Annotated in this window: 29 protein-coding genes, 6 tRNA genes and 1 riboswitch; of the genes, 22 read left to right on the top strand and 13 right to left on the bottom strand. The window is 66.4% G+C overall.

The window, feature by feature from the left end; genetic code table 11:
- Positions 1–90 precede the first annotated feature (90 nt).
- The 6 genes from AC6I9V_RS01415 to AC6I9V_RS01390 form a co-directional block, all read right to left on the bottom strand.
- Positions 91–165 (bottom strand) — tRNA-Val (locus AC6I9V_RS01415).
- Positions 166–215: 50 nt separating this feature from the next.
- Positions 216–288: transfer RNA gene (locus tag AC6I9V_RS01410), tRNA-Gly, on the bottom strand.
- Between the two features lie 57 nt (positions 289–345).
- A tRNA-Val gene (locus AC6I9V_RS01405) sits at positions 346–420 on the bottom strand.
- 40 nt (positions 421–460) lie between these two features.
- Positions 461–531, bottom strand: a tRNA-Cys gene (locus AC6I9V_RS01400).
- 50 nt (positions 532–581) lie between these two features.
- Positions 582–654: transfer RNA gene (locus tag AC6I9V_RS01395), tRNA-Gly, on the bottom strand.
- 178 nt (positions 655–832) lie between these two features.
- On the bottom strand, positions 833–961 hold the full coding sequence (locus tag AC6I9V_RS01390; RefSeq protein WP_497898068.1) for a hypothetical protein: 129 nt from the start codon (positions 959–961) through the stop codon (positions 833–835).
- 520 nt (positions 962–1,481) lie between these two features.
- On the opposite strand from AC6I9V_RS01390, the gene AC6I9V_RS01385 reads away from it, so the two are divergent.
- From AC6I9V_RS01385 to AC6I9V_RS01315, 15 genes are all read left to right on the top strand, one after another.
- Positions 1,482–1,553 (top strand) — tRNA-Val (locus AC6I9V_RS01385).
- An 86-nt stretch (positions 1,554–1,639) separates the two neighbouring features.
- Positions 1,640–2,485: a cytochrome gene (locus AC6I9V_RS01380; protein WP_497898067.1), complete on the top strand. Its 846-nt coding sequence runs from the start codon at positions 1,640–1,642 to the stop codon at positions 2,483–2,485.
- A 70-nt stretch (positions 2,486–2,555) separates the two neighbouring features.
- Positions 2,556–3,146, top strand: a complete 591-nt coding sequence (def, locus tag AC6I9V_RS01375; RefSeq protein ID WP_497898066.1) for a peptide deformylase — start codon at positions 2,556–2,558, stop codon at positions 3,144–3,146.
- A complete protein-coding gene (gene fmt, locus AC6I9V_RS01370; protein ID WP_497898065.1) occupies positions 3,143–4,063 on the top strand; it encodes a methionyl-tRNA formyltransferase in 921 nt (306 codons plus the stop codon). Before def ends, fmt begins: the two co-directional genes overlap by 4 nt.
- Positions 4,060–5,652, top strand: coding sequence for an RsmB/NOP family class I SAM-dependent RNA methyltransferase (locus AC6I9V_RS01365; protein WP_497898064.1), 1,593 nt, complete (start codon positions 4,060–4,062; stop codon positions 5,650–5,652). The genes fmt and AC6I9V_RS01365 overlap by 4 nt, the downstream gene beginning before the upstream one ends.
- Before the next feature lie 63 nt (positions 5,653–5,715).
- Positions 5,716–6,372: a ribulose-phosphate 3-epimerase gene (gene rpe, locus AC6I9V_RS01360; RefSeq protein WP_349411809.1), complete on the top strand. Its 657-nt coding sequence runs from the start codon at positions 5,716–5,718 to the stop codon at positions 6,370–6,372.
- An 86-nt stretch (positions 6,373–6,458) separates the two neighbouring features.
- Positions 6,459–6,609: riboswitch (FMN riboswitch) on the top strand.
- 156 nt (positions 6,610–6,765) lie between these two features.
- Positions 6,766–7,923 carry a bifunctional diaminohydroxyphosphoribosylaminopyrimidine deaminase/5-amino-6-(5-phosphoribosylamino)uracil reductase RibD gene (ribD, locus tag AC6I9V_RS01355; protein ID WP_497898063.1) on the top strand — a complete coding sequence of 386 codons (1,158 nt, stop codon included), beginning with the start codon at positions 6,766–6,768 and terminating at the stop codon, positions 7,921–7,923.
- A complete protein-coding gene (locus AC6I9V_RS01350) occupies positions 7,923–8,561 on the top strand; it encodes a riboflavin synthase (protein WP_349411808.1) in 639 nt (212 codons plus the stop codon). Before ribD ends, AC6I9V_RS01350 begins: the two co-directional genes overlap by 1 nt.
- The gene (ribB, locus tag AC6I9V_RS01345; RefSeq protein WP_497898062.1) at positions 8,558–9,238 is read left to right on the top strand and encodes a 3,4-dihydroxy-2-butanone-4-phosphate synthase; all 681 of its coding nucleotides are present in this window, start codon (positions 8,558–8,560) and stop codon (positions 9,236–9,238) included. Before AC6I9V_RS01350 ends, ribB begins: the two co-directional genes overlap by 4 nt.
- A 22-nt stretch (positions 9,239–9,260) precedes the next feature.
- Positions 9,261–9,956, top strand: coding sequence for a GTP cyclohydrolase II (gene ribA, locus AC6I9V_RS01340; protein ID WP_497898061.1), 696 nt, complete (start codon positions 9,261–9,263; stop codon positions 9,954–9,956).
- A 62-nt stretch (positions 9,957–10,018) separates the two neighbouring features.
- Complete coding sequence (ribH, locus tag AC6I9V_RS01335) at positions 10,019–10,504, top strand: 6,7-dimethyl-8-ribityllumazine synthase (RefSeq protein WP_497898060.1); 486 nt, start codon at positions 10,019–10,021, stop codon at positions 10,502–10,504.
- 81 nt (positions 10,505–10,585) lie between these two features.
- Positions 10,586–10,849, top strand: a complete 264-nt coding sequence (locus AC6I9V_RS01330) for a phosphoribosyl-ATP diphosphatase (protein ID WP_349411804.1) — start codon at positions 10,586–10,588, stop codon at positions 10,847–10,849.
- 105 nt (positions 10,850–10,954) lie between these two features.
- A complete protein-coding gene (hisG, locus tag AC6I9V_RS01325) occupies positions 10,955–11,797 on the top strand; it encodes an ATP phosphoribosyltransferase (RefSeq protein WP_497898059.1) in 843 nt (280 codons plus the stop codon).
- 49 nt (positions 11,798–11,846) lie between these two features.
- Complete coding sequence (hisF, locus tag AC6I9V_RS01320) at positions 11,847–12,623, top strand: imidazole glycerol phosphate synthase subunit HisF (RefSeq protein ID WP_497898058.1); 777 nt, start codon at positions 11,847–11,849, stop codon at positions 12,621–12,623.
- A gap of 780 nt (positions 12,624–13,403) precedes the next feature.
- Positions 13,404–13,742, top strand: coding sequence for an EamA family transporter (locus AC6I9V_RS01315; protein ID WP_497900226.1), 339 nt, complete (start codon positions 13,404–13,406; stop codon positions 13,740–13,742).
- A 103-nt stretch (positions 13,743–13,845) separates the two neighbouring features.
- Here AC6I9V_RS01315 and AC6I9V_RS01310 read toward each other — a convergent pair whose 3' ends face one another.
- The 5 genes from AC6I9V_RS01310 to AC6I9V_RS01290 all read right to left on the bottom strand — a co-directional run bounded on the left by AC6I9V_RS01310 (position 13,846) and on the right by AC6I9V_RS01290 (position 18,408).
- On the bottom strand, positions 13,846–14,253 hold the full coding sequence (locus AC6I9V_RS01310) for a RidA family protein (protein ID WP_497900225.1): 408 nt from the start codon (positions 14,251–14,253) through the stop codon (positions 13,846–13,848).
- A 121-nt stretch (positions 14,254–14,374) separates the two neighbouring features.
- Positions 14,375–14,599: a GNAT family N-acetyltransferase gene (locus AC6I9V_RS01305; RefSeq protein ID WP_497898057.1), complete on the bottom strand. Its 225-nt coding sequence runs from the start codon at positions 14,597–14,599 to the stop codon at positions 14,375–14,377.
- 836 nt (positions 14,600–15,435) lie between these two features.
- Entirely contained in the window at positions 15,436–15,819 is a 384-nt protein-coding gene (locus tag AC6I9V_RS01300; RefSeq protein WP_476982615.1) for a DUF6262 family protein, read from the bottom strand.
- Complete coding sequence (locus AC6I9V_RS01295; RefSeq protein ID WP_476982616.1) at positions 15,806–17,308, bottom strand: tyrosine-type recombinase/integrase; 1,503 nt, start codon at positions 17,306–17,308, stop codon at positions 15,806–15,808. Before AC6I9V_RS01295 ends, AC6I9V_RS01300 begins: the two co-directional genes overlap by 14 nt.
- Positions 17,305–18,408, bottom strand: coding sequence for a site-specific integrase (locus tag AC6I9V_RS01290; RefSeq protein ID WP_497898056.1), 1,104 nt, complete (start codon positions 18,406–18,408; stop codon positions 17,305–17,307). The genes AC6I9V_RS01295 and AC6I9V_RS01290 overlap by 4 nt, the downstream gene beginning before the upstream one ends.
- A gap of 181 nt (positions 18,409–18,589) precedes the next feature.
- Between AC6I9V_RS01290 and AC6I9V_RS01285 the strand changes: the two genes are divergently transcribed.
- Complete coding sequence (locus AC6I9V_RS01285) at positions 18,590–18,940, top strand: hypothetical protein (protein ID WP_497898055.1); 351 nt, start codon at positions 18,590–18,592, stop codon at positions 18,938–18,940.
- A gap of 176 nt (positions 18,941–19,116) precedes the next feature.
- Here AC6I9V_RS01285 and AC6I9V_RS01280 read toward each other — a convergent pair whose 3' ends face one another.
- Positions 19,117–19,392 carry a hypothetical protein gene (locus tag AC6I9V_RS01280; RefSeq protein WP_497898054.1) on the bottom strand — a complete coding sequence of 92 codons (276 nt, stop codon included), beginning with the start codon at positions 19,390–19,392 and terminating at the stop codon, positions 19,117–19,119.
- A gap of 240 nt (positions 19,393–19,632) precedes the next feature.
- Here AC6I9V_RS01280 and AC6I9V_RS01275 point away from each other — a divergent pair, with 240 nt between their 5' ends.
- The 3 genes from AC6I9V_RS01275 (at position 19,633) to AC6I9V_RS01265 (ending at position 21,815) form a co-directional block, all read left to right on the top strand.
- Positions 19,633–20,253 carry a hypothetical protein gene (locus AC6I9V_RS01275; RefSeq protein ID WP_497898053.1) on the top strand — a complete coding sequence of 207 codons (621 nt, stop codon included), beginning with the start codon at positions 19,633–19,635 and terminating at the stop codon, positions 20,251–20,253.
- 107 nt (positions 20,254–20,360) lie between these two features.
- Positions 20,361–20,714 (top strand): hypothetical protein, encoded by a 354-nt coding sequence (locus AC6I9V_RS01270; RefSeq protein ID WP_497898052.1) that lies wholly within the window; start codon positions 20,361–20,363, stop codon positions 20,712–20,714.
- Positions 20,715–21,047: 333 nt separating this feature from the next.
- Positions 21,048–21,815: a hypothetical protein gene (locus AC6I9V_RS01265; protein WP_497898051.1), complete on the top strand. Its 768-nt coding sequence runs from the start codon at positions 21,048–21,050 to the stop codon at positions 21,813–21,815.
- 393 nt (positions 21,816–22,208) lie between these two features.
- On the opposite strand, the gene AC6I9V_RS01260 is transcribed toward AC6I9V_RS01265, so the two are convergent.
- Positions 22,209–22,853 carry a TIGR03085 family metal-binding protein gene (locus tag AC6I9V_RS01260; RefSeq protein WP_497898050.1) on the bottom strand — a complete coding sequence of 215 codons (645 nt, stop codon included), beginning with the start codon at positions 22,851–22,853 and terminating at the stop codon, positions 22,209–22,211.
- A 144-nt stretch (positions 22,854–22,997) separates the two neighbouring features.
- Between AC6I9V_RS01260 and hisI the strand changes: the two genes are divergently transcribed.
- The 3 genes from hisI to AC6I9V_RS01245 all read left to right on the top strand — a co-directional run bounded on the left by hisI (position 22,998) and on the right by AC6I9V_RS01245 (position 25,673).
- Positions 22,998–23,390: a phosphoribosyl-AMP cyclohydrolase gene (gene hisI, locus AC6I9V_RS01255; RefSeq protein ID WP_497898049.1), complete on the top strand. Its 393-nt coding sequence runs from the start codon at positions 22,998–23,000 to the stop codon at positions 23,388–23,390.
- 91 nt (positions 23,391–23,481) lie between these two features.
- On the top strand, positions 23,482–25,050 hold the full coding sequence (locus AC6I9V_RS01250; protein WP_497898048.1) for an anthranilate synthase component I: 1,569 nt from the start codon (positions 23,482–23,484) through the stop codon (positions 25,048–25,050).
- Positions 25,047–25,673: a Trp biosynthesis-associated membrane protein gene (locus AC6I9V_RS01245; protein WP_497898047.1), complete on the top strand. Its 627-nt coding sequence runs from the start codon at positions 25,047–25,049 to the stop codon at positions 25,671–25,673. The genes AC6I9V_RS01250 and AC6I9V_RS01245 overlap by 4 nt, the downstream gene beginning before the upstream one ends.
- The last annotated feature ends 14 nt before the right edge of the window (positions 25,674–25,687 follow it).

Below are 25,687 nucleotides of genomic sequence, written 5' to 3'. Positions count from 1 at the left end.
CCAAGGGTGTACGCCCAGAGGAGAAAGACTCTGTGCCGGAGGGCCGGCCAGGGCAACGAAAAAAACAGCCCCCGGGGGAGCTGCTTTGTGTGGTGGGCGATACTGGGATCGAACCAGTGACCTCTTCCGTGTCAGGGAAGCGCGCTACCGCTGCGCCAATCGCCCGCAACCGGAAGGATCCGGAGTGGAGTTGTGTGAATCTGATTAAAAAACAGAGCGGACGACGAGATTCGAACTCGCGACATCCACCTTGGCAAGGTGGTGCTCTACCAGCTGAGCTACGTCCGCATTTTTAGTCCGTTCCGGCATTGCCGGCGGTGCTGGGTCAAGCAAGTTTCCTTGCTTTGGTGGGCGATACTGGGATCGAACCAGTGACCTCTTCCGTGTCAGGGAAGCGCGCTACCGCTGCGCCAATCGCCCCTTTTGATCCGGCCGGAACCGGAAACCAGGGTTTTCACCGAGGTGGGTACGGGATTCGAACCCGTGTATACGGCTTTGCAGGCCGCTGCCTCGCCTCTCGGCCAACCCACCGTGTAGCTCCGGCTTCCCAAAAGAAGCCGTTGCCGTGACAGTGTCCTGCGAGCGGACGACGAGATTCGAACTCGCGACATCCACCTTGGCAAGGTGGTGCTCTACCAGCTGAGCTACGTCCGCAGTGTTGCCTGCGATTCGCTGCCGTAATCGGCAATTCCTCGCGTTCCAACGAGTAAGAACTCTATAGGAGGTTCAGGCAATCTACAAATCGGGACGCCATCCGCGCCGGCGCACCCCCGCCCTTCCCTGCAATCTAGCGGATTTTGCTAATTACAGATGTGTAATTCGCCCCCCATTCTTACGTCGCCTGGGCGGGGTGGCCGACGTGGTGTCCGACGACGACGGCGGCAGACGCGCGGTCGGCGAAGGAGCGGTGCCGGGGCAGGGCTGCGATTCGGCGGGGCGAGCCCATTCCGCCATTTGCCACAGACGGCCGCTAAGCCGACCCGAATTGCGGCCATTTGTGGCAAGTGGGTGGCGAATGCTCCCGGCTCGGCGGCTCCCGGGGGTCAGCGGGCGCTCCGGTCCATCGATTCACCAACGATGGCCGCTAAGTCGACCCGTATAGCGGCCATTTGTGGCAAGTAGGCGCCGAAAGCGGCCGACTCCGACGGCGGCGCCCGGGGACGCAGGGGTACCCCGGTCCGTCGATTCACCAAAGATGGCTGCATTGCCGGCCCGCTTAGCGGCCATTTGTGGCAAGTTGGCGCCGAAAGCACTCGGCTCGGCGGCTCCGGGAGGGTCAGCGGGCGCAGGGGCCCATCGATTCACCAAAGATGGCCGCTAAGTCGACCCGAATTGCGGCCACTTGTGGCAAGTGGGCGCCGAAAGCGGCCGACTCCGATGGCGGCGCGCGGGGGCGCAAGGGTACCCCGCCGGCACCACGTCGCCGTCGAGCGCGCCGATTTCGGATTTCCGCCGGGGTGGGCTAGCATTCAATGGCACCGGGGCGATTGGCGCAGTGGTAGCGCGCTTCGTTCACACCGAAGAGGTCACTGGTTCGAACCCAGTATCGCCCACCTGGAAGATGGTCCGTTCCGCTCACAGAGCGGGGCGGGCCATTTTGTTTTCCGCCAGCGTCCGACCCCCGTGAAAGAGTCTTTCTATGACCGCCCCGCTCCTCGCCCACGCCACCGACTACGGTCGGATGTACGCACGATCCACGTCTGAGCAGTTCTCCGTCCCCTCCATCACCACCGTGATCGGCCAGCAGCCCCACGGCCTGGACGGATGGTTCGGCTACATGGGCGCGAACAGCCTGGCCGCGGACCCCACGCTGCCGGCCATCCTCGGCAGCCCGGCCAAGGTGCGCCAGGCGGTCAGCCGCGCCGCCAAGGCCGCCGAAACCTACCGTGACGACGCCGCCGCGCGCGGCGACCGGGTCCACAACTACTGCGAGCAGGTGGCCCTCCGTGCTCTGGGCCGGCCGCACCTGATGAAGGAAACCCGGGAGGCCCTGGCGGCCAACGGTGAGGAAGCCTTCGCCGCCCGCTTTGACGAATGGTGGGAGCTGTTCCAGGTGGAACCGCTTGCCCCGGAAATCACGGTGTGGAACAAGACCGTCGGCTACGCGGGGACCCTGGACCTCGTCGCCAGGATCAACGGCCGCACCTGTCTCATCGACTACAAGACCAAGGGAACCAGCCGCGACGGCACAGTCAAGCCGCTCGATGACAAGGTGGTGATGCAGCTGGTCGCCGGCATGAAGGCCGAGGAAAGCCTGGTGGACCCGGTGGCGGGGGAGTGGGAACCCTGGCAGCACGGGGACTCCCCGATTCTCCTCGCCGTCGCCATCGGCGAGACGGAGGTCCGGCCGCAGCGGGCCAACCCGGAGGTCCTCAAGCACCACTGGTGGAAGTTCTGCGCCCTGCGCCGCGTCTGGGAGATGTCCGCCGACACGTTGGCCGCCGGACCCGCTCTGCTGCCCATCGCTCCGCCGGCGGCCCGCTGAGCCGGAAACCGGAGCCTGCCACTAAACTGGACGGAATCCTGTAGCCGCCCACCGTGAGGACCGATTACCCATGGCCATTTTGAATATCCGCATCATCGGGGACCCTGTGCTGCGCACAGTTGCCGATCCCGTGACGGAATTCGGGCCTGAGCTGGAGAAGCTCGTTGCCGACATGACCGAAACCATGGAGGACGTGGAGGGCGCCGGCCTGGCAGCGCCGCAGGTCGGGATCAGCCAGCGGGTCTTCACGTACCGTATCCGCGGGGTCGAGGGCCACATCATCAATCCGGTGCTGGAGAACAGCGAGGACTTCCAGCCGGACGAGGTGGAAGGCTGCCTGTCCATCCCCGGCCTGGGCTTCCCGGTCCGCCGGCACCGCGCCACCCGGGTCACCGGCGTCGACGTGCACGGCAACCCGGTGGAACTGGAGGGAGAAGGCATGCTCGCCCGCGTCTTCCAGCATGAGACCGACCACCTGGACGGAATCCTCTTCACCGACCGGCTCGAGGGCGAGGACCGCAAAGCGGCGCTCCGCGCCATCCGCAACGCCAACTACGACTCCATCACCGAGCAGACGACGTCGAAGCGGGCCAAGACGGTTGGCTCCAGCTTCGGAGGCAGCAGCTTCGGCGCCGGCTCCTCCTTCGGAACCGGCCAGTGAGGGTCCTCTTCGCGGGAACCCCGGCCGTCGCGGTACCGTCGCTGGACGCTCTCGTCGCGGCCGGCTTCGAGGTCGTCGCCGTCCTGACCCGGCCGGACGCCCCGCTGGGACGCAAACGCGTGCTGACACCCTCGCCGGTGGCCGCCCGCGCCGCGGAACTCGGCATCGACGTCATCCACGCCGCGAAGGTCGACGCCGCCGTGACTGCCCGGATTGAGGCGGCCGCACCCGACGTCGCCGCGATCGTGGCCTACGGCGGGCTCATCCCGCGGGCGGCCCTGGACATTCCCCGGCACGGCTGGATCAACCTGCACTTTTCGCTGCTGCCGGCCTGGCGCGGGGCGGCGCCGGTGCAGCGCGCCCTGATCGCCGGCGACGACATCACCGGCGCCGTGACCTTCCGGCTCGAGGAAGGCCTGGACACCGGACCGGTGTTCGGCACCCTGACCGAGGCCGTGCGGCCCACAGACACCGCGGGGGAGCTGCTGGAACGCCTCTCGCACAGCGGCGCCGTGCTGCTGACCCAGACTCTTTCGGCCGTCGATGCCGGCAAAGCCGCCGCCGTCCCGCAGCTGGGCGAGGTCAGTGTGGCCCCCAAGCTAACCCTCGAAGACGGCCGCCTCGACTGGCAGCAGCCGGCCCTCGCGCTTGGCCGCCGGTCCCGCGGAGTCACGCCGGAACCCGGCGCCTGGACCACCCTGGACGGCCAGCGCGTGAAACTCGAACCGGTGCTGCTCCGGCCCGGGGCGCAGCCGCTGCGCCCGGGCCAGTTGGCCCTGGACGGGAAAGCCGTCCTGGTCGGGACCGGCTCGCACCCCGTGGAACTCACCCGGGTCCAGCCCGCGGGCAAGAAAATGATGACCGCCGCTGACTGGGCGCGCGGACAGGCAACACTGGAAAGCGTGGTCTTCGAATGAGCGAAACCGGATCCAACGGCAACCGCGGACAGGGGCACGGCGGCCGCGGCGGTGAAGGCCACCGGGGCCCCCGGGGCGGGGTGAAGCGGAACGCGCAGGGCCGGGAACGGAACCGAGGCCCGCAGCGCGGCTTCACCGAAAACGCCCCCTCCCAGCGCACCCGGCGCGCCGATCCGGCCCGTCTGGTGGCTTTCGAGGTGCTTCGCGCGGTGGCCGCCGAGGACGCCTACGCGAACCTTGTGCTGCCGGCCCGGATCCGGCACCACGGGCTGGATAAGCGCGACGCCGGGTTCGCCACCGAACTGAGCTACGGGGCCCTCCGTGGCCAGGGCACCTACGATGCGATCCTTGCGCGCTGCGTGGACCGCCCGCTCGAGCAGCTGGACCCGGCCATCCTGGACGCGCTGCGGATCGGGGCGCACCAGCTGCTCGCCATGCGGGTGCCCGCACATGCGGCCCTCGACGAGACCGTGGGCCTGGCCCGCGCCGTGATCGGCGCCGGACCGTCCGGGCTGATCAACGCCGTCCTGCGCAAGGTCTCCGCGCACACCCTCGAGGAATGGCTGGACCTGCTGCTCAGCGACGAGCAGGACCAGACCACGGTGGCGTCCGTCCGCTACGCCCACCCCGAGTGGATCGTCCGCGCCTTCCGGCAGTCCCTGGTTGCACACGGGCGCCCGGTCACGGAGATCGACGAGCTCCTGGAAGCGGACAACGCGGCACCCGTGGTGAACCTCGTTGCGCTGCCGGGCCTCGGCAGCCTCGACGAAGCCCTGGAAAGCGGCGCCACTCCGGGGGAGCTGGTCGAAGGATCGGCCCTCTCCAGCGGCGGCGACCTTGGCCGGCTCGCCTCCGTGCGGGACGGCAGCACCCGGGTCCAAGATGTCGGCTCGCAGTTGGTGGCGCGGGCACTGGCGTCAGTGGATCTGGCCGACGCCACCGACGGCGGCGGAGGCTCCGACGCCACCGCGGACGGCGGCACGGCCGGCGCGGAACGCTGGCTGGACCTATGCGCCGGCCCGGGCGGCAAGGCAGCCCTCTTGGGCGCCCTCGCGCGCCAGCACGGCGCCACCCTGCTCGCCAACGAACCCGCCCCGCACCGCGCCAAACTGGTCCGCCAGGCCCTGGCCGCGGTGCCGCACGAGGTCTGGCATGTCCGCACCGGCGACGGCCGCGAGGTCGGATCCGAAATGGCTGAAAGCTTCGACCGGGTGCTGGTGGATGTGCCGTGCACCGGGCTGGGTGCGCTCCGCCGCCGCCCGGAATCCCGCTGGAGGCGAACCCCCAAGGACCTCGTGGACCTCGGCCCGCTGCAGCGCGAACTGCTCAAGTCGGCGCTCGACGCCGTCAAGCCCGGCGGTGTGGTGGCCTACGTGACCTGCTCGCCGCACCCGGCCGAGACCACCGCCGTCGTCAGCGACGCGCTGCGCAAGCGCGACGACCTTGAACTGCTCGACGCCGGCGCGGCCCTGGACGCCGTCAGCCTCACCGGGCACCTCGAGGCGGGCCACGAACTCACCGCCCAGCTCTGGCCGCACCGGCACCGGACCGACGCCATGTTCCTGGCGCTGATCCACAAGAAAGCCTGAGCTTCGGGCCATACTGGCACCAGCTACCTGATCTTCCGACCCGCGCAACCACAAAGGACACCCATGGCCTACTGCTGCATCAACCCCAGCATCCTTTCTGCGGACTTCGCGAACCTCCAGTCCGAGCTGCACAAGATCAGCACCGCCGACGCCGTGCACGTGGACGTGATGGACAACCACTTTGTGCCGAACCTCTCGCTCGGCCTGCCGGTGGTCCAGCGCATCCAGGAAGTCAGCCCGATCCCGCTGGACGCCCACCTCATGATCGAGCACGCCGACCGCTGGGCCCCGGCCTACGCCGACGCCGGCGTCGCGTCGGTGACCTTCCACGCCGAGGCGTCGATCGCGCCGGTGAAGCTGGCCCGCGAACTGCGGGCCCGCGGGGCGAAGGCGGGGATCGCGCTGCGCCCCGGCAGCGCGGTGGAGCCGTTCCTGGACATGCTCGGGGAGCTGGACATGATCCTCATCATGACCGTGGAGCCCGGCTTCGGCGGCCAGGAGTTCCTGGACCTCACGCTGCCGAAGATCCGCCGGGCCCGGGCGGCCATCGACGCCTCCGGGCTGGACGTCAGGCTGCAGGTCGACGGCGGCATCACCGAGGAGACCATCTGGCGTGCCGCCGAGGCCGGCGCCGATGTCTTTGTCGCCGGCTCCGCCGTCTACGGCGCCGATGACCCGGCCGACGCGATCGAGCGGCTGCGGGCCGCGGGCCGGCGCTAACCGGCCGAAACATGACGCAAACTGCGCTCTCCGGCCGGCGGGAATAGCCGGACGGTACCCGCGGTTGTGTCAGAATAGCTACACACATACGTGCTCCGGGGTCGGTGTAAGTCCGAACCGGCGGTTATAGTCCGCGACCCGCGAGCCGGAACTTTCCGCAAGGAAGGCGACGGCGGACGGTTGAACCGGTGGAACTCCGGTACCGACAGTTAAAGTCTGGATGAGAGAAGCACGTACAGCTGTTACTGCGGCGCCCTCCCGGCGCCGCGGAATTGCGCTGTCGTATACCCCCGGAGCCATCGCGGTTCTTGAGGGAAGGAACGACACACACATGAACCCCTTGCGATGGCTCTTCGCCGGCTCGGCGGCCCAACGGGCCGCGGCGGACGGCACATGAGCCTCCAGCAACCGGCCGCCGGGCCGCAGGAACACCCGGCCCAGGAAGACTTCGACGCCGCCGGTTTCAGCGCGGCCGAGACGGCCGCCATGAACGTTGCCCTCGCAGCCGCGGCGCAGGGCCCGCGCGGGGCGAACCCGCTGGTGGGCGCCGTCGTGATCGGAACCGACGGCGCACCGCTGGTCACCGGGTACCACCGCGGCGCCGGCACCCCGCATGCCGAGGCCGACGCGATCGCGCAGGCGGCAGCCGCCGGGCTGGACCTCACGGGCACCACCATGGTGGTCACCCTGGAGCCGTGCAACCACTGCGGCCGCACCGGCCCCTGCGCCCAGGCCATCATCGACGCCGGCGTGGCCGACGTCGTCTACGCCATCGACGACCCGCACGACCCCGCCGCCGGGGGAGCGGCCACCCTGCGCGCCGCCGGCGTCCGGGTCCGTTCCGGCCTCGGCGCCGTCGCCGCCCTGGACCTCAACCGCCGCTGGTTCGACGCCGTCGCCGCCAAACGGCCGTTCGTCACTCTGCACATTGCCCAGACCCTGGACAGCAGGATCGCGGCCAGCGACGGGACCAGCCAGTGGATCTCCAGCCCCGAGTCCCTCGCTGACAACCACGCCCTGCGGGGCCGGATCGACGCGATCCTGGTGGGCACCCAGACCGTCCTGGTCGACAACCCCCGGCTCACCGCCCGCAACCCCGGCGGCGAACCCGCGGACAAGCAGCCGCTGCGCGCCGTGATGGGGCTGCGGGGGATTCCCGGGGACGCCGCGGTCAACGGCGACGACGGCAAGGTGCTGCACCTGTCCACCCGTGAACCCAGCGAGGCTCTGGACCGGTTGTTCGACGCCGGCGTCCGGCACCTTATGGTCGAGGGCGGCTCCCGGATTATCAGCGCCTTCCTGGCCGCCGGCCTGGTCGACGAGCTGATCGTCTACCTGGCCCCGACGCTGCTCGGCTCCGGCACGCCGGCATTGGACGACCTCGGCATCGGCACCCTCGCCGACGCCCAGCACTGGGACTGGGACCACGCCTCGGGCGGCGCCGTGCAGATGCTGGGCCGCGACCTGCGGCTCCACCTGCGTCCGGCCACCAACACTTCATCCGATTCCACCCCGCGCAGCGACGCGGACACCGCCGCAGGAGGCAACTGATGTTTACCGGAATTATCGCCGAACAGGGAAAGGTGCTCTCCGTCGAGCGCGACGGCGACACCAGCGCCACGCTGCGCCTGCACGCCCCCGAAAGCACCGCCGGGCTGGCCCACGGCGGCTCGATCGCCGTCAACGGCGTCTGCCTGACGGCCACGGACATCAACGGCACGGACTTCAGCGTCGACGTGATGGGCGAAACCCTGGTCCGCAGCACCATCGGTGCACTGGCCGCGGGAGACCCGGTCAACCTGGAACGCTGCGTCCCGGCCGGCGGCAGGCTCGACGGCCACGTCGTGCAGGGGCACGTCGACGGCGTCGGCGAACTGCTCGAACGCGAGGCGCTCGGGAACTGGGACCGGCTGCGCTTCGCCGTACCCGCACCGCTGGCCCGCTACATCGCCGAGAAGGGCTCGATCGCCGTCGACGGGGTGTCCCTGACCGTCACCGCCGTCAGCCCGGCGCCCGAGCCGGCCCCGTGGTTCGAAGTCGGCCTGATCCCCACCACCCTGGCCGAGACCGGGCTGGGCGCCAAGGCCGTGGGTGGCCGCGTCAACCTTGAGGTGGACGTCCTGGCCAAGTACACCGAGCGGCTCCTGGCCTTCGCCCCCGCCGCACAGACCCAGGCGGCCGCATCATGAACCGGCTGCAGGACACCCCCGGGTTCGCCGTCGACGCACCGGCGCTGGACCCAATTGAGGACGCCATCCGCGCCATGGCGGCCGGACGGCCGGTGCTGGTGGTCGACAACGAGGACCGCGAAAACGAAGGCGACATCATCTTCGCGGCGCAGCACGCCACCCCTGCCCTGATGGGCTGGACCATCCGGTACAGCTCCGGGGTGATCTGCGTGCCGCTGACCAGCGAGCAGGCCGACGCGCTGGAGCTGCCGCCCATGGTGGCCATCAACCAGGACGCCAAGGGCACCGCCTACACCGTGTCCTGCGACGCCGCCATTGGCGTGAGCACCGGAATCTCGGCGACGGACCGGGCGCTGACGGCCCGGATCCTGGCCGAGCCGACGAGCCGGCCGAATTCCCTGACTCGTCCCGGGCATGTTTTCCCGCTTCGCGCCGTTAAGGGGGGTGTGCGGGAGCGTCCCGGCCACACCGAGGCAGCAGTGGAGCTGTGCCGGCTGGCCGGACTCGAACCCGTGGGCGTGATTGCAGAACTGGTGCACGACGACGGAGAAATGATGCGGCTGGACGGACTTCGCGGCTTTGCCCTCGAACACGGCTGCCCGCTGATCTCGATCGCCGACCTGGTGGCCTACCTGGAGGCCGGTCACACCGGCAGCGCCGCGGCGGAATCCGCCTGACACCCTGGACTGAGGAGAAACAATGACGACTTCTGAAGCGCAGCCGGCCACCCCGGCGCAGCAGCCGCATCCGGTCAGCGGCGGACCGATCGTCCAACTGCCCACCGCCTACGGCGACTTCGTGGCTCAGGCCTGGACCGACCTGGCCACCGGCGCCGAACACCTCGCCGTCAGTTCCCCGCTGCCGGCCACGGACGGCAAGGCGCCCCTGGTCCGGCTGCACTCCGAATGCCTCACCGGGGACGTGTTTGGCTCCTACCGCTGCGACTGCGGCGAGCAGCTGGCCTACGCCCTGGAGATGATCCACGAATTCGGCGGCACCCTGCTCTACTTGCGCGGCCAGGAAGGCCGCGGCATCGGCCTGGCCAACAAGATCAAGGCCTACGCCCTGCAGGAGGCCGGCTTCGACACGGTCGAGGCCAACGAGCAGCTCGGCCTGCCGGTGGACGCCCGCTGCTACAAGGCCGCGGCGCAGATCCTCGCCGAGCTGGGCCTGCACGAGATCCGCCTGCTGAGCAACAACCCGGACAAGCAGGACCGGCTGGCCCAGGCCGGCGTCCGCGTGGTCGAGATGGTCCCCACCGAGGTGCCGTCCCGCGAACAGAACCTGCGCTACCTACAGACCAAAAAGGACCGGATGGACCACCGGCTGGTCCTGGACATGGAGCCGGCAGCACCAGCCGCCGGCCAGCGCGGCTTCGAGCACGAACAAGACTGAGCACCCCGCGGTATCTGCCACAGCACCACCCCCTCCCACACACTCCACAGCAAGGACAACGCATGAGCGGCCACGGCGCCCCCCAGATCGACCTCACCACCTTCAACCCCGAGGACACCTCCCGGCTGAAACTCGCCATCGTTGCCGCGAGCTGGCACACCCAGATCATGGACGGACTGCTCGACGGCGCGCTGCGCGCCGCCAAGGAGGCCGGCATCGGCGAACCCACCGTGCTGCGTGTCCCCGGAACCTTTGAACTCCCCGTCGCCGCGGCCCGGCTGGCGCCGCACTTCGACGCCGTCGTCGCGCTCGGTGTTGTGATCCGCGGCGGAACGCCGCACTTTGAGTACGTCTGCGAAGCCGCCACGCTCGGCCTGACCGAGGTCAGCGTCCGCACCGGTGTGCCAGTGGGCTTCGGAGTGCTGACCTGCGACACCGAACAGCAGGGCATCGACCGGGCCGGCCTCCCGGGCTCCACCGAGGACAAGGGACACGAGGCCGTCACGGCCGCCCTCGCCACCGCCGTCACGCTCCAGCAGTATTCCTAGCCTGTGTATTCCCTCACATCCGGGCCGTCATCCGGCGGCCCGGCAGGCGGCGTCTTGCCGTGAGCAAGTAGGCTGGAGGGCGTGAAGAATTTCGAGTCGCTGTTCGCAGAACTGAGTGAGAAGGCAGCCACCCGCCCGGAGGGCTCCCGCACCGTCGCCGAACTGGATTCCGGAGTCCACGGCATCGGCAAGAAAGTCGTGGAGGAAGCCGCCGAGGTCTGGATGGCTGCCGAGTACGAATCCGACGAAGCCGCCGCGGAAGAAATTTCGCAGCTGCTCTATCACCTGCAGGTTCTGATGCTCGCCAAAGGACTCAGCCTGGAAGACGTCTACAAGCATCTCTAGCCACGACGCGCCGCCCGCCGCGGAACCGAATCCGCGCGGACCCCGGCGCACCACGTGGCCCGCTGTGCCTGCACCGATGACTTCCTAACCAGAAAGACCTTCCCCATGCTGAGAGTTGCCGTCCCGAACAAGGGATCCCTGTCCGAAGCCGCCTCCGCCATGCTCGCCGAGGCCGGCTACCGCCAGCGCCGCGACAGCCGCGAACTGGTCATGGTGGACCCGGACAACGACATCGAGTTCTTCTTCCTCCGCCCCCGCGACATCGCTGTCTACGTCGGCCAGGGCACCCTGGACGTGGGTATCACCGGCCGCGACCTGCTGCTCGACGCCGAGGTGGATGCCGAGGAGCTGCTGCCCCTGGGCTTCGCCGCCTCCACCTTCCGGTTCGCCGGCCCGGTGGGCGACTTCACCGCCATCGAACAGCTTGAAGGCAAGCGCCTCGCCACCAGCTACGACGGACTGCTGCGCGGCTACCTCGCTGAGCGCGGCATCAACGCCAAGGTCGTCCGGCTCGACGGCGCCGTCGAATCCTCCGTCCGCCTCGGCGTCGCGGACGCGATCGCCGACGTCGTCGAAACCGGCACCACACTCAAGGCCGCCGGGATGGAAATCTTCGGCGAGCCGATCCTGAACTCCGAGTCCGTCCTGATCGGCCGCAAGGGCGAGCAGAACCCCGCCACCGAGGTCCTCATCCGCCGCCTCCAGGGCGTCCTGGTGGCCCGCCAGTACGTCCTGATGGACTACGACATCCGCAATGAGCTCGTGGAGCAGGCCGCCGCCCTGACGCCCGGGCTGGAGTCGCCCACCATCTCGCCGCTGCGGGACTCGGACTGGGTGGCCGTCCGCTCGATGGTGCCCAAGAAGGACACCAACCGGATCATGGACGAGCTCTACGACCTCGGCGCCCGCGCCATCCTGGTCAGCAGCATCCACGCCTGCCGGATCTAGGGCGGCCGTCCGTGAAGACTTCAGCCGCCAGCAACCGCCAGGAGCAGCCATGACCGTCGCCGTCCGCGTTATCCCGTGCCTGGACGTCGACGCCGGCCGTGTGGTCAAGGGGATCAACTTCGAAGGCCTGCGCGACGCCGGTGACCCGGTGGAGCTCGCGCACCGCTACGACAACGGCGGCGCCGACGAATTGACGTTCCTCGACGTCACCGCCTCCTCGGGCAACCGCGAAACCACTTTCGACGTCGTCCGGCGCACCGCGGAGGAAGTCTTCATCCCGCTGACCGTTGGAGGCGGCGTCCGCGGCGTGGCGGAGGTGGACAAGCTGCTGCGCTATGGCGCGGACAAGGCCGCGATCAACACCGCGGCCGTGGCTCGGCCCGAGGTGATCGACGAGATCACGCGCCACTTCGGCTCCCAGGTCCTGGTGCTCTCCCTCGACGCCCGGCGCACCCGTCCGGGCTCGCAGCCGACGCCCTCCGGCTTCGAGGTCACCACGCACGGCGGCCGCCAGGGTACCGGCATCGATGCCCTCGCCTGGGCCCGTGAGGCTGCCGACCGCGGCGTCGGTGAGATCCTGCTCAATTCGATCGACGCCGACGGCACCAAGGACGGCTTCGACCTCGAACTCATCCGGTTGGCCCGTGCCGCGGTGAAGGTGCCGCTGATCGCCTCCGGCGGCGCCGGCCGGCCGGAGCACTTCCCGCCGGCCGTGGCTGCCGGCGCCGACGCCGTGCTGGCAGCCTCGGTCTTCCACTTCGGCCCGCTGGACATGATTGCCCAGGTCAAGGCCGCGATCCGCGAGGCAGGCTTCGAAGTCCGCTAGGCCGGCCGGCGCCGCCGTCTTTCGGAACCGCCGAGATCCCTGGCCACCCTGTGGGCGTGCCTCATGAACGGACGTGCCGCCGGGCCCGGTGGTGGCCTTACCCGGGGCGTCACCGATGGTGTCTCATAACTAACGTTGTGTACGCCGATTTCCCAAGATGGTTTCGCGACGTAGTTATGAGAATCGTTGGCCGAAGAGAATAGCCGCATTCCCGCCTTGCCACTTGAGGGGGATGAGACGTCTCGTATGCCATGGGTTTCGAGACGCCGCAGTGTGGAGCGTTTAGGGCGCCATCACCGTACATTCCCTCGTGCGGGGTAAACGTACGTTTGGAGGATTGCAACGGCGTCAAAGGAAGAACCGCTGCCTGGCTGCGCGTTCGACGACCGGCTAACGGGCGCTTGAACTCAGAGGTAACGAGGCGTGGCAATCCCCCAGACTGTCGCCGCGCGATCCGAGGGATGACGCTTTGCTTGCTCTGCAGAAGATGGGCCAAATTGGGCCGCTCTCCGCGTCCTCAAGAGTTCCAACAGACAGACAGCAGAATCACCAGGGAATGATCACTTTTCAGGAGCTTCTCGCGCGACACTGGAAGTCGTGACCACCAAAACCAAGACAGTCAAGGAACTCCTGGCCGAACTTCAACGCATGGCAAGGAGAGCGACTAGCCCGGAAGACAGCCATGCGATGACATTCCGACTCCCGCCTGACTATGTCCGGGGATGAGGTTGACGCGATGAACCAGGTAGAAGAAGCCCTCGCACTGGAGGGCTCACTCTCCTGGGGGTGATGCTCGCGTTCGAGGGGCTCCCCGTTATCCCGCTGACGGCCTCGAATCTCGTCGGCTACAGCTACCTTTCTGTTCTGGGCACCGCGTTTGCCTACGTTATGTGGTTTCGCGGCATCGCCCGGCTCCCCGCGAGCACCACGGCCTTCCTTGGTTTACTTAGCCCAGTCGTGGCCATACTCCTCGGCTGGTTGGTCGCCGGCGAGCATTTCGCGCCAATGCAGATGCTGGGAACGGTCATCGTCCTTGGCTCCATCTCGGCGGCGATCCTCACCAAGACTCCGGTGCGTTCCGACGCCAACGAATGGCGCGCCAAGGAGCGCACCCCTTAACCAGTTACTGGGCGGGCGGGTAGGGGCTGGTCGGGTAACCTCGCACAGCCGGTTGTCTGGCGATCAACCCAAATGCCCTTGGGGAATGATGGTTGGGGCCGGTTCAATCGATAACTGCGGCAATTGCTTCGATCTCCACCAACTGACCGTCGTAGCCGAGCACCGTGACTCCCATCAGCGTGCTTGGCACATCGTGCTCGCCGAAGGCTTCCCGAACCACGTCCCACGCCCTTATAAGGTCGGCCCGTTCGGTCGATGCCACAAGGACACGGGTGGAGACTACGTCCCCAATTCCGGCACCGGCGGCTTCCAGGGCAAGACACAAGTTCTCAATCGCCTTTGCGGCCTGTGCTGCGTAGTTCCCGAGGCCTGCGGTCGTACCGTCCTCATTCAAGGGGCATGCTCCGGCCAGGAAAATGAGACGTGCGCTCCCGGGAACGGTCGACGCATATGCGTATTGTGCGGACGGGCTGAGGGTGCTCGAACGAACGAGGGTAACTGCGCTAGGCATGGTCGTCCTCTTGTCGGATTCGCTGGTCAATCTCACCTTATCGGCCCCGATATGGAAACAAGCAGCATGGACCGTAAGCCGGCGGTCAAACCGGCGGCAGGAAGCGTCCGGTTGGGATGGGTCAGCGGACGCGCGCCATCATTTTTGATGGCTCGCTCAGTTCAGTGAAGCCATATTGGGCGTAGAGCCCGTGGGCATCGGCCGTGGAGAGCAGAATCCGTCTTAGGTCTAGAGGGTCCAGGTCCGCCATTACACCAGCGGCGAGCAACTTGCCGATGCCTTGACCGCGGGCTTCAGTAGCCACGAACACGTCGCAAAGCCACGCAAGCGTAACGCCGTCAGTCACGACGCGACCGTAAGCTACCTGCTCTCCAGTCTCGATGTCGTACGCGGGCACGATCAACTCTGTCCGCTTCGGCGGAGAAGAAATATCGCTCAGTCATGACAACACCCTAGGGGAACGGGGCAGGGCAGTTTCAAACAACGCGTGCCAACGCCTGTGCCCGGTCAGGGATCCCCTTCCGGACGGGCCACGCGGCAAAGAGCGCCGCCAGAACCCCGCCATCTACCGCCGAAAGTCACATGCAAAAACGACACGCAGCACCAACACGCAAAAACGACCCATATCTATAGTCCTGCTGGATCACAGCCGTGATGGCGGGGCGTGTCCGTCCTGGACAGTGTCCAGGACGTGGATAGTTGGCGCTCCGGGGTCCTTCAGCGCTGGGAAGAATCGTGATGCACTCGAGATGCTCACGGTGCCCCCTCGTTGCTGAATGGCTGCAGCCTTCGGATGACGTGATGGTCAAGATCCGCCGGTCTGAACGGTGTCGCCGATATGCGTCAGATTGCTGGGGTCCGCCCGCTGGATTTGCACCGAACTGAGTGGACGGTAATGCCGACACTGACAGCCAGGCTAAGGAACAGTGCCAGGAATCCGGCGCCGGCGGCGACATAGTAGCTCGCCGGGTCTGGCACTGAGTCGACGACAGGTTCCATGTAGAACCATATGGTCGCTCCGGCGCTGATTCCGAGTAGCGCGATGAGGCCAGTCACGACCCATGCGGCGATTGCAAGACTAACCATTTTCATATCTCCCCCAAATTGAACGGCAGTCCCGTTCTACCCAAATCCTAGTCAGCGCGCGACGCGGGAGGCCGACTGTCCCGTTGAGGGGTCCCCTTAGAGTCCGCTGGTGTTCCGACTCCGCGAGTGTCCCAGTGCAAGCGCCAACTGGTGTCTGAGGTGCTCGATTTCTGCGGAGAGCTCGCGGTTCCGCTCCAGCGATGCATTGAGGCGGGCGCGCAGGGACTCCGTACTGGCGCTGCTTCGACTCGCTCTGGGTTGTTGTGGGCGGTCCTCGCGCAGCCCGATGATGACGGTTCGCAGGTCGATCTGGGAGTAGAGCCAGGACCGGGATACGCCGGCTGCCGCGGCTACTGTTTCGAAGGTGACGGGGCCGCCCTGGCTTTGGAGATCGCGGAGTGCGGCGACGGCTTTGGAGCGGGTGAGTTCGTGCCGGCGTTCCGCGGCCTGCCGGATATGGCGGCTGTTATCTGCCCGCACGGTTGTCCTCCTCGAGTAAGTGGCTGCGGCCTTCTGGCGTTCCGTTGTCGAGTGTTTGGATGATGCGGTCCAGGTTGCCGAGGACCCGTGTGTTCATTTCGGCCAGCCGCTGCTGGCCTCGGGCTTCGGCGGCGGAGATTATCTGCACGACCTGCGTCCGGTGTTCGCGGTGTTGCGGGAGGAAGTCGGCGGTGGTGATGAACATGGGACAGGTCAGGCAGGCGTTGGCGTGCGGGCAGGTTTTCTGGACCGGGAGGCCGCAGTAGCCGTTGGGAAGTGCCTGGGTGGCCCTGCCGAGGCGTTGTTTGGACCAGGCGGCCTCGGCGAGGGGGCCGTCGGGATCAAGTTCTACGACGCTGCCGGATGCGTTGACTTTCCGTGCGGCTTCCCAGTGTCGCCGGATTGTTGTGTCGCTGAGTCTGGCGTAGTGGGCTGTCATCTGGTGGGAGTCGTGGTCCAGGATCCGGCGTACGACCTCCTGAGGGACGTCGAGGTTGATCAGTCTGGTGCCCAGCGTGTGGCGAAATCGGTGTGGGCTGACCACGGCAGGGGTGCCGTTTTCGTCGGTGACGTTGCAGTCCTCGACCCATCGCCGAAGAGCGGTGCTGTAAGAGCCCGGGCTGAGGTGTCCGGCGCCGTAAACGTCCACCCGGTCATGGGCGAAAAGCTGGCGTGTCCCGGAGTTGCCCGTGCCATTGACGTAGAGGATGTGCTCCGCGATGGCCCGTTCGAGTTCTTCATCGATGGGGACGAGCGCCTCGCGTTTCATCTTGTGGTTCAGATAACGCAGATACGGGGCACCGTCCCTGTCGCGGGTGATGCAGTCCTGGGTCAGGGCCACGGTGTCGCTGATCCGCAGCCCGCACCGGATCAGAATCACGGTGATCAGCCGGTGATGCGGGTTGGTCATTTTGGCGAGATTTTCCCGGTTTTCCAGCTGGGCCATGACGTGTTCGCTCAGTGCCCGGGGTTGCCGGACCGTCTCTTTGGGATAGTCCTCGGTGTAGATCTGGGCCGTGCTGGGCAGATCGGTCACCCATCCGTGACGGCGCATGGTGAGGAGAAACGTGTTGAACTGGCCGATCCGCATCCGGTGCGTCGTCGTCCCGGCGGCATGGGTGTGCAGGTAGGCCAGGAACCTCTCGATCAACTCGCGATCAATGTCGGCGGTGCCGGTGACTGGGATCCTCGTTGAATCCAGAAAGGCGTTGAAGCTCTCCACGGCTTTGGTTCCCAGCACCGCGGATTCGACCGTTAATCCGGTCGTCAGCCGCCAGCGGGCCCATCGTTTGGCCAGCTGCTTCAACCAGGGCCGGGTGATGTTTTCGAAGTGGACCGTGACTTGGCTGCGGGCCGCGATACCGAGGGCCCTGGCATGCCAGATGTCCTTGGGGAACTCGGTCTCCCACGGCGCTGCGGCGCCCAGGGAGGGTCCCGTCCGGACCGGCAGTGGGTCGTTTCGTGAGGGCACGGGATGCAGGGTGGTCATATCGTCACCGTTCTGGAGGCGAACCAGCCCGCATCGGCCAGTGCGCGGCGGGCATCATCGCTGGAGATATGGGCGTAGGTGTTGACCGTCGTCGTCAGGCTCGCATGGCCCAGCAGCTTAGAGACCACCTCGATCGGGACGTTCTCCCGGAGCATCCGAGTGGCATAGGTGTGCCGGAACCAGTGCGGGTCAAACCCGATGCCCGTCTGCCGCCGTAGCCGCCGCACCAGGTCGTGGACGGCGGCATATGTCATTGCCTGCCCGTAGGGCCTGCCCCACAAGTTGACGAAGACGTAGTCGGAATCCAGGTCACCGTATTCGACGTCGAGGTAGTCGGCATACAGCCGGATCAGTTCGACGGTGACCGGGACCGAGCGCGAATGAGGCGACTTTGCGCGCGCACCATTGGTGTTGTCGCGTCGGCGGACAGTGATTTCCCGTTCGGCCACGGCGATGTCCTCATGCCGGAGCCCCAGGGCCTCACCGATCCGGATACCCGCGTCATGGAGCAGCGCGAACAGCAGTCGGTCCCTGAGGTGCCCGCACGAATCCAGAATGCTTTGGACCTCGTCGGGGGCCAGCAGGCGGGGAATCCTTGCCGTCACGGGAAGCTTCACCACCCGGCGCTGTTTCGCGGTGCCCTTGCTGATGTGGTGCAGGAAGGGTTTCCACCCTCCCTGCCGGGCGCCGGGGTCCCAGCACGTGATCAGTTCGCCCAGGTCAAGGCCCTGGCGGGCGGCATGCTGATAGAAGATCGACACGGTTGAAAGCTTGCGGTTCACCGTTGCCTCGCCGCAATGGTGCCCGATCGTGGGGAGCACCGAAAAGACCTGGCCACGCATGTCCGGCGGACGCCGCAGCCACCGGATGAACGCCCCCACGTCTTCCAGCTTCACCGACTGCCAGTCGAGCCCGTATTCGTCCAGGAAAATGAACCAGTCCTTCAAATCGTGGGCGTGGGCCTTGATCGTGTTCGGTGACCGCTCGGTCTCGGCCAGATACCGCAGATACCGCTCCGCCGGTTCCACAACACCGGCCACGCCGACCACTGTGTACGACACCGCATTGCTTGCCGGATCCAACACCTTCGATACCCGCATCGCCGCTCCCGTCAGCTGCCTCGTGGACGGACAAGACGCTAACCCATCCACAACGAAGCAACCAGAGCCCCAAACCCCAGTGAACTACATGACGGACAGCTGGCAGACGGCTAAAGATATCGGTCGTTTTTGAATGTCTCGGACTGGTCCCGCGACAGAAGGCCGTCGGTAGGATCGACCTATGAACCTTGTGCCCTGGCAAACTACTGGGCCGCCTGCCCAGGTAGTCGAGCGCTTCTTCGCAAAGCACGGACGAGCCGGCCTCGTGCTACCCGACGGCTGGTACGGGAGACCCTTCGATTCCCTGTTCGCGCTCAGTTCCGCCCTGGATCTTCGGGATGGGCTGAAGATCGAGATGGAAGGCGGAAGGGAACTAGTGTGTGAAGGCAACGTGACCGTCGTCGAGACGGAGTTCCAGAAATATCCTGCCTTGAGGATCGAGGGATTCAAGTCGGCTTCATGGGACCCCCACGATGGCGTCAAAGAGCGGCAGACTTATGGCCAGTCAGGTGCGCTCGTCTTAGTTTCGTAGGTGCTGTAGTCGATTCTGGCGCTTGGCTTTCGTCGGCCCGCGGGAACCGAGACGGTAGCGCAGGCCCTTCAGGCGTGGCCGCGTCCCGCGGAGGGCTGCCGCTGCGAGTTGAAGCGGCCACCAAGTAGCGTCGCGAAAACGCCTGCGCATATAGCCGAAGGGCACCGCCTTTTTGCCTAGAGAACCGCGACCATCATCGACGTCAGAACCATCGCGAGCAGCGGTACCCAGAACGCGATCCGGCGCTTAGAGAGCATTACTATCGTGGCAATTGCCGCCGCCAGCAGGATGATGAGAATCAGGACATAGGCAGACGATGCCACCCAGAGCGGTGTCGGCTGGCTTCGGTTCGTCCAATTTGACGTGCCGAGGACCAGCAGCCAATACTGCGCGAAAGCGACAAACGGCTGAGCGACCAGGAAGATGACTGAAAAGACGCGGTCGATGATCAATGAAGCTTTGGTAGTTCGTTCATCGCCCTGTGGTCTTAGGTCAACGCTCCGGCCTGATACACGCTCTTCCGCCCCCATCGGCACAGTCTATGGCCCGCAGATCCAAAGCGTGCGCTGAAGGACCGGCTTACGGGCGGCCGCCTGAGGCTCCCGATAGGGATCGGCTTCATCGGACCGGGAAACCGTGAACGCGGCGTCCTCCCGTGGTTAGCTTTACCCCTACCCCGCGAAGGAAGCCTGATGAAAACGGACACGGAAGTACTGGCAGCGGACATGATGCGATTTGCGTCCCTGCTAAGACACATGAATCAGCCTGTCGTGGCGCTCAAATTCGAAGCGATGGCCAGAGCGCTTCAGAGCGAACCATCGGAAGAGGCTGTGGAAGAGGTTCGGCTGTGGCTCCGTTCGCCAATGAAGGGTGGCAGCGGAAGCCTAGGTGACATGTACGTGCAGAAGGACGGAGTAGTGGATGAAGTCCTCAACGCCGAGTACGAAGAACTCCTCCAGAAGTTTACGGATTTCGTCAATGCGGAGCCGGAATCTAAAGAGAGCGCGGCTGGTGCCATGTTCGCCAATGGAAGCACCTACTTCCGTCTGATCGAAACTCCCGTCCGCAAGGGATTGTTCTCCCGCAAAGGAACCTTCACCTACGAAGTGGCGACCGCGCCGGGAGAGACGCGGCTGGTGACGTTAGATCAACTCGGTCAAGCTGTCGGCTATGGGCCGCAAGACTCCCGGAAAGATTGGCAGGAGTGCCAGATGGTTGCAGACCGCCTTTTCAGAGAGGGACGCAGGCACGATTGGGTTCACTACTCCAGCTCCTATTTCGTTCCCGACGAGACACTCCGAAAGGATTGGTAGCGATACGTTCGCAAAGGGGAGCGTCTACGTGAGGTAAATGACAATGGAGGTGTCTCAGTGAAGGATCCCTCAGCGCACGCTGTGGATCTGCGCCATAGACTATTTCGATGGCGGCGGAAGAGCATATATCAGGACGGATTGTGCATATAGAAGCACAGGGCGACGACCGAACTACCAGAGCTTCATTGATCATCGACCGCGTCTTTTCAGTCATCTTCCTGGTCGCTCAGCCGTTTGTCGCCGTCGCGCAGTATTTGCTGGTAGCCCTCGGGGCGTCAAATTGGATGAACGGAAGCCAACCGATCCCGCGTTGGGCGGCAACGTCTGCCTCCGTTCTGATCTTGCTCATCCCACTGGCGGCGGCAATAGCCACGATAGTAATGCTCTCTAAGCGCCGGATTGTGTTCTGGGTACCGCTGATCGCGATGGTTCTGACGTCGATGATGGTCGCGGTCCTCTAGGCGAAAAGGCGGTGACCTTCGGCTATATGTGAGGGCGTTTTCACAACGCTACTTGTCGCCCGCCTCAACTCCTAATGCCATCCACTATCGGACGCAGGAGCGCCCGTTAGTGGCACCGCCCTACGGGACCGGAGGGCGTCGTTGTGCTTCGAGAATTGCGCAGGAACCAAGAGCGGCCGCGACGGATGGCGAGATAGAGTCTGTTGACTGTCTGGGATGATGCCTCGGTGCCAACGTCGTGGAAGGACCCCATTCCGCCTTGATAGTGTGGCTCGAAGAATAGAGAGCTCGGACGGCGGGCTGCGGTCCACATATCTACGAAAGGGAAGTGCTGTGCGCAGTTCGTCAGGTGCCACGTTTGCGCGGGTCGGCTGGGGGCTGGCCCTGCCGCTGCTTCTTGTGGTCGCGCTCTTCGCCCTTCCTCTCTTCCAGACCGGAGGTTCGTACTCCGCGGAGATCGTCACCGTCGTGGTTGTCGGCCTTGTGGGTGGCGGCTTGGTTAGGGCCGTTATCCGTGAAAGCTGGGTGACGGTCACTTTTGTTCTCGTTGTTGCTGCGGAGGTATTCCTCACGGCTCAGCTTCCGTCGCCTTGGTCCGTCCTGGCTCCAGTTTTGCTGCCCGCCAACGCCGTTGGCGTGATGGTCGGAAGCTATGTGCGTCTCTGGATACTCGAGCGACGGCATAAAGCTAGGGCCCAGCGTGACGTATGGGTGGTCAACGGAACTGAGGAGCCGCGTACTGACACCGCCAGGACAACCTCGCTGGCGGCCTTGGCGGCCTGGGACAGTGCAAGGGACGGCGCGTTCATTGTTGAACGCAACGACGGGTGGTTCGAAGCCATGGGCAGCCCGGTGACGGGTTTCATCGTCCATTGCGCAGCGAATTTCCGGGAAGAGAGTGAGTGGCGGGTGCTTGGCGCCATTGGGAAGGAAGAGGCCGAGATTCGCATTCCCGGGGGCCGTGCATACGCTCCTAGCGAGGTTGTGGTCAATCTTGAGACAGCAAGTGCGGCGTTACGTGGCTTCTTCCACTACCGGGGCCCGGACCCGGAGTTCACGTGGACCTCCGGCGAACAAGTGCTGGATCTGAAGTTCGGCTAGGTCAATGAATACCGCAGTAGAAGCAGTGGCGGACGCTTATGCACTCGGGTACGCCCAGCGCCGTTCCTAGGTCATGTTGTCCTGGATTTACGGCTTCATCGTGGCAATATCCCACGTGTGCGCGGGCGAACCGTCCGGTGCGGGCATTTGAACTCATTTTCGTACCCGAACAAGGTGTCTCGTAACCTTAGTGGCTCAAATGCCTAGGGTTGCGAGACGCACCGGCGCGGAGTGTTTAGGCACCGACGCCGGAATTTACGGCCAGGGCAAGTGCAGCGCGACACCCGCTCCTCCTCTTTGAAGTATTGTGCCTAGGAGTGCGCACGTGGACTGCGGGGCCCACTCAGGGCCAACTCACGGGATGTCAAGAGATATCGGGAGAGTTGGTGGCGACTAGAGCCCGACTTCGGCGGACTGCAGCAGCGCTACGGCGTCGGGCTGGCCCTCGAAAGTCACCAGGGCGTGCCGGGTCCGGCCGTGGGCGTGCATCAGCAGTTCGCCCGGTTCGCCGACGATCGCTACGGAGACCGGGGCGCGCTTGGCCACATGCCGGGGGCCGGACGGGCTCACCAGCACAATGCCCAGGTCCACGCCGCGGTAGAGGATGGCCGCGCGCTTGACCAGTTCGTCCCAGAGAGCGTCGGAGTAGGCCTCGTCCAGGGCGCGCGGCGCCCAGCGGTCCACCGCGCGGCGGACGTCCTCGGTGTGGACGAAATATTCGATCAGGTTGGAGCTCTCGTCCAGGGCCTTGATCCGCATCGGCGAGAGCGCGGGCGGCCCGGCGCGGAAGGTGTTGACCAGCCGGGCGTAGGCTTCCGGGGTCTTGATGGTGGCGGCGAGCTCGGCCGTGGCCTGGTCCGAGGCCTTGGAGAGTCGCTTGATCAGCAGCCCGAGCCCGACGCGGGCCTTTCGCTCCCGCAGGTACAGGTGCGCGGCAAGATCACGCGTCTGCCAGCCCTTGCAGAGCGTGGGGGAGTCAGGACCGGCCGCCAGCAGGGTTTCGGCCAGGACTTCTCGGGACGGATCGACGAAATGCATCACTTGTGAAACTAGCACGAGACGCCCGCCGGTGTGCACAGGAAGCGCCGCCGTTTTGGCCGCAGCGGGCTATTGGCACGCATGTTAAGCGCGGGGCCGCCAACCCCGGGCGGCCACCGACCCGGAGGCACTAGACTGGAGCTGATGTCTGAGCAGCCTGCCCCCGCCCCCTTCAGCGAAACTCCGCTCCCTGCCGGCCTGGCCGAATCCCTGAAACGGGACAGCGCCGGCCTGGTGGCCGCGATCGTCCAGCAGTTCGACACCAACGAGGTGCTGATGCTCGGCTGGATGGATGACGAGGCGCTGCACCGCACCATGACCACCGGGCGGGTCACCTTCTACTCCCGCTCGCGGCAGGAATACTGGCGCAAGGGCGACACCTCCGGCCACGTGCAGTGGGTGAAGTCCCTCGCCCTGGACTGCGACGGCGACGCGCTGCTGATCCGGGTCGACCAGGTTGGCGCGGCCTGCCACACCGGAACCCGGACGTGCTTCGACGGGCGCGCGCTGGACGCCGTCGTCGGCAACGCGGACTAAACCGGCCCACCCGCGCGGCGCAGGCCCGGGCCACCCGCGCCCCGGCGTTTCCAAAGCAACAGACCAAGAGAACAGGCGGAACACAACAGCCATGCAGGACCTTGGAATCATCAGCCCCGGCCTGGACGAGTTCCGGGAACTCGCCGGCCACAGCCGCGTCATTCCGGTCCGGCTCAAGGTGCTCGCTGACGCCGAAACCCCGATCGGGCTGTACCGCAAACTCGCCCAGGGCCAGCCGGGGACCTTCCTGCTGGAGTCCGCCGCGGTGGGCGGCGCCTGGTCCCGCTATTCCTTCATCGGCGCGCGGTCCCGCGCCACCCTCACCACCAAGGACGGGCAAGCGCACTGGCTCGGCCAGCCGCCCGTCGGGGTCCCGCTGGACGGCAGCCCGGTCGACGCTATCCGGGACACCGTGAAGGCGCTGCACACCGAGCGCTTCGACGGCCTGCCGCCATTCACCTCCGGCCTGGTGGGGTTTCTGGGCTGGGAAACCGTCCGGCACTGGGAGAAACTCACCAGCCCGCCCGAGGATGACCTGGACCTGCCGGAAATGGCGCTGAACCTCGTCACCGACATGGCCGTACACGACAACATGGACGGCACCGTGCTGCTGATCGCCAACGCGATCAACTTCGACAACAGCACCGAACGCGTCGACGAAGCCTGGCACGACGCCGTTGCCCGGGTGAAGGCGCTGCTGGCAAAGATCAGCACCCCCACCGAGCAGCCCGTCTCCGTGCTGCAGCCCGCCGCGCTCGACTTCGCCTCGAGCGTGCAGGAACGCTGGGACGAAAACGACTACCTCGCCGCCCTGGACCGCGGCAAGGAGGCGATCGTCGACGGCGAAGTCTTCCAGGTGGTGATCTCGCGCCGCTTCGAAATGGACTGCGGTGCCGACCCGCTGGACGTCTACCGGGTCCTGCGGAACACCAACCCCAGCCCCTACATGTACATCTTCAGCCTCGAGGACGCCGGCGGACGCCAGTACTCGATCGTCGGTTCCTCCCCGGAGGCCCTCGTGACGGTCACCGGCGAGGAGGTCATCACCCACCCGATCGCCGGGTCACGGCCGCGCGGCAAGACCATCGAGGCGGACAAGGCGCTCGCCGAGGAACTGCTCGCGGACCAGAAGGAACGCGCCGAGCACCTCATGCTGGTGGACCTCTCCCGCAACGACCTCTCCAAGGTCTGTGTGGCCGGAACCGTTGACGTCACCCAGTTCATGGAAGTGGAGCGCTTCAGCCACATCATGCACCTGGTCTCCACGGTGGTGGGCAAACTCGCGCCGACGGCCACCGCCTACGACGTGCTCAAGGCCACCTTCCCGGCCGGCACGCTCTCCGGCGCCCCCAAACCGCGCGCGCTGCGCCTGCTGGACGAACTGGAACCCCACCGCCGCGGCATCTACGGCGGCGTGGTCGGCTACCTCGACTTCGCCGGCGACATGGACATGGCCATAGCCATCCGCTCCGCGCTGCTCCGCGACGGCCGCGCCTACGTGCAGGCCGGCGGCGGCATCGTGGCCGACTCCGTCAACGCCACCGAGGCGCTCGAGACCGTCAACAAGGCCGCCGCCCCGATGCGGGCCGTGCACACGGCGCAGTCATTGCGGAACATCACCGCGGACACTGTTCCCGACGCCGGGACGGAGCAGCCATGACCGACGCCGCCGGCACCATCAAGAGCACCAGCCCGGCCGTTCCGCGCTGGGCCCGGAAGTCCACCCTGGTCCTGGTCATCGCCGCGCTGGCGCTGGCCGTCTTCGGCACCACCACCCAGACCTGGCTGACGGTCCAGCTCGATCCCGGCCAGCTGGGCCAGGGCGTCAGCCAGAACGGCCTGCAGGTCCAGGGCAGCAAGGCCGCCACCACGGTCACCGCCCTGGCCCTGGTGGCACTGGCCGGCGGACTCGCCGCGTCGATCGCGGGGCGCATCGCCCGCTGGGTCATCACGGCGATCATCCTGCTGGCCGCCGCCGGCATTGTGGCCGCGGCCGTGACCGTGCTGTCCGACCCGCTGGCCGCGGCGCAGGGATCCATCGCCGCCGCCACCGGCATCAGCGGCAGCAACGTCCAAGTGGCGCTCACTGCGTTCCCGGTCCTCGCCGTCGCCGCCGGTGCCCTGCTGGGGGTCAGCGCCCTCGCGATTGTGCCCGCCGGACGGTACTGGAAGAGCCGGACGAAGTACGACGCCGCCGCCACCGGCGCCGTGACCGGCCCCGCGCAGCCGGCCGACGAGATCGACAGCTGGGACCGGCTCTCCCGTGGCGACGACCCCACCTGAGCCGCGCCCGCTGG

It is taken from the genome of Arthrobacter sp. SlRoot2-15 (assembly GCF_059739345.1).
The sequence above is the reverse complement of the archived record's forward strand: the minus strand, read 5'-3'. Positions and strand labels throughout refer to the sequence as shown.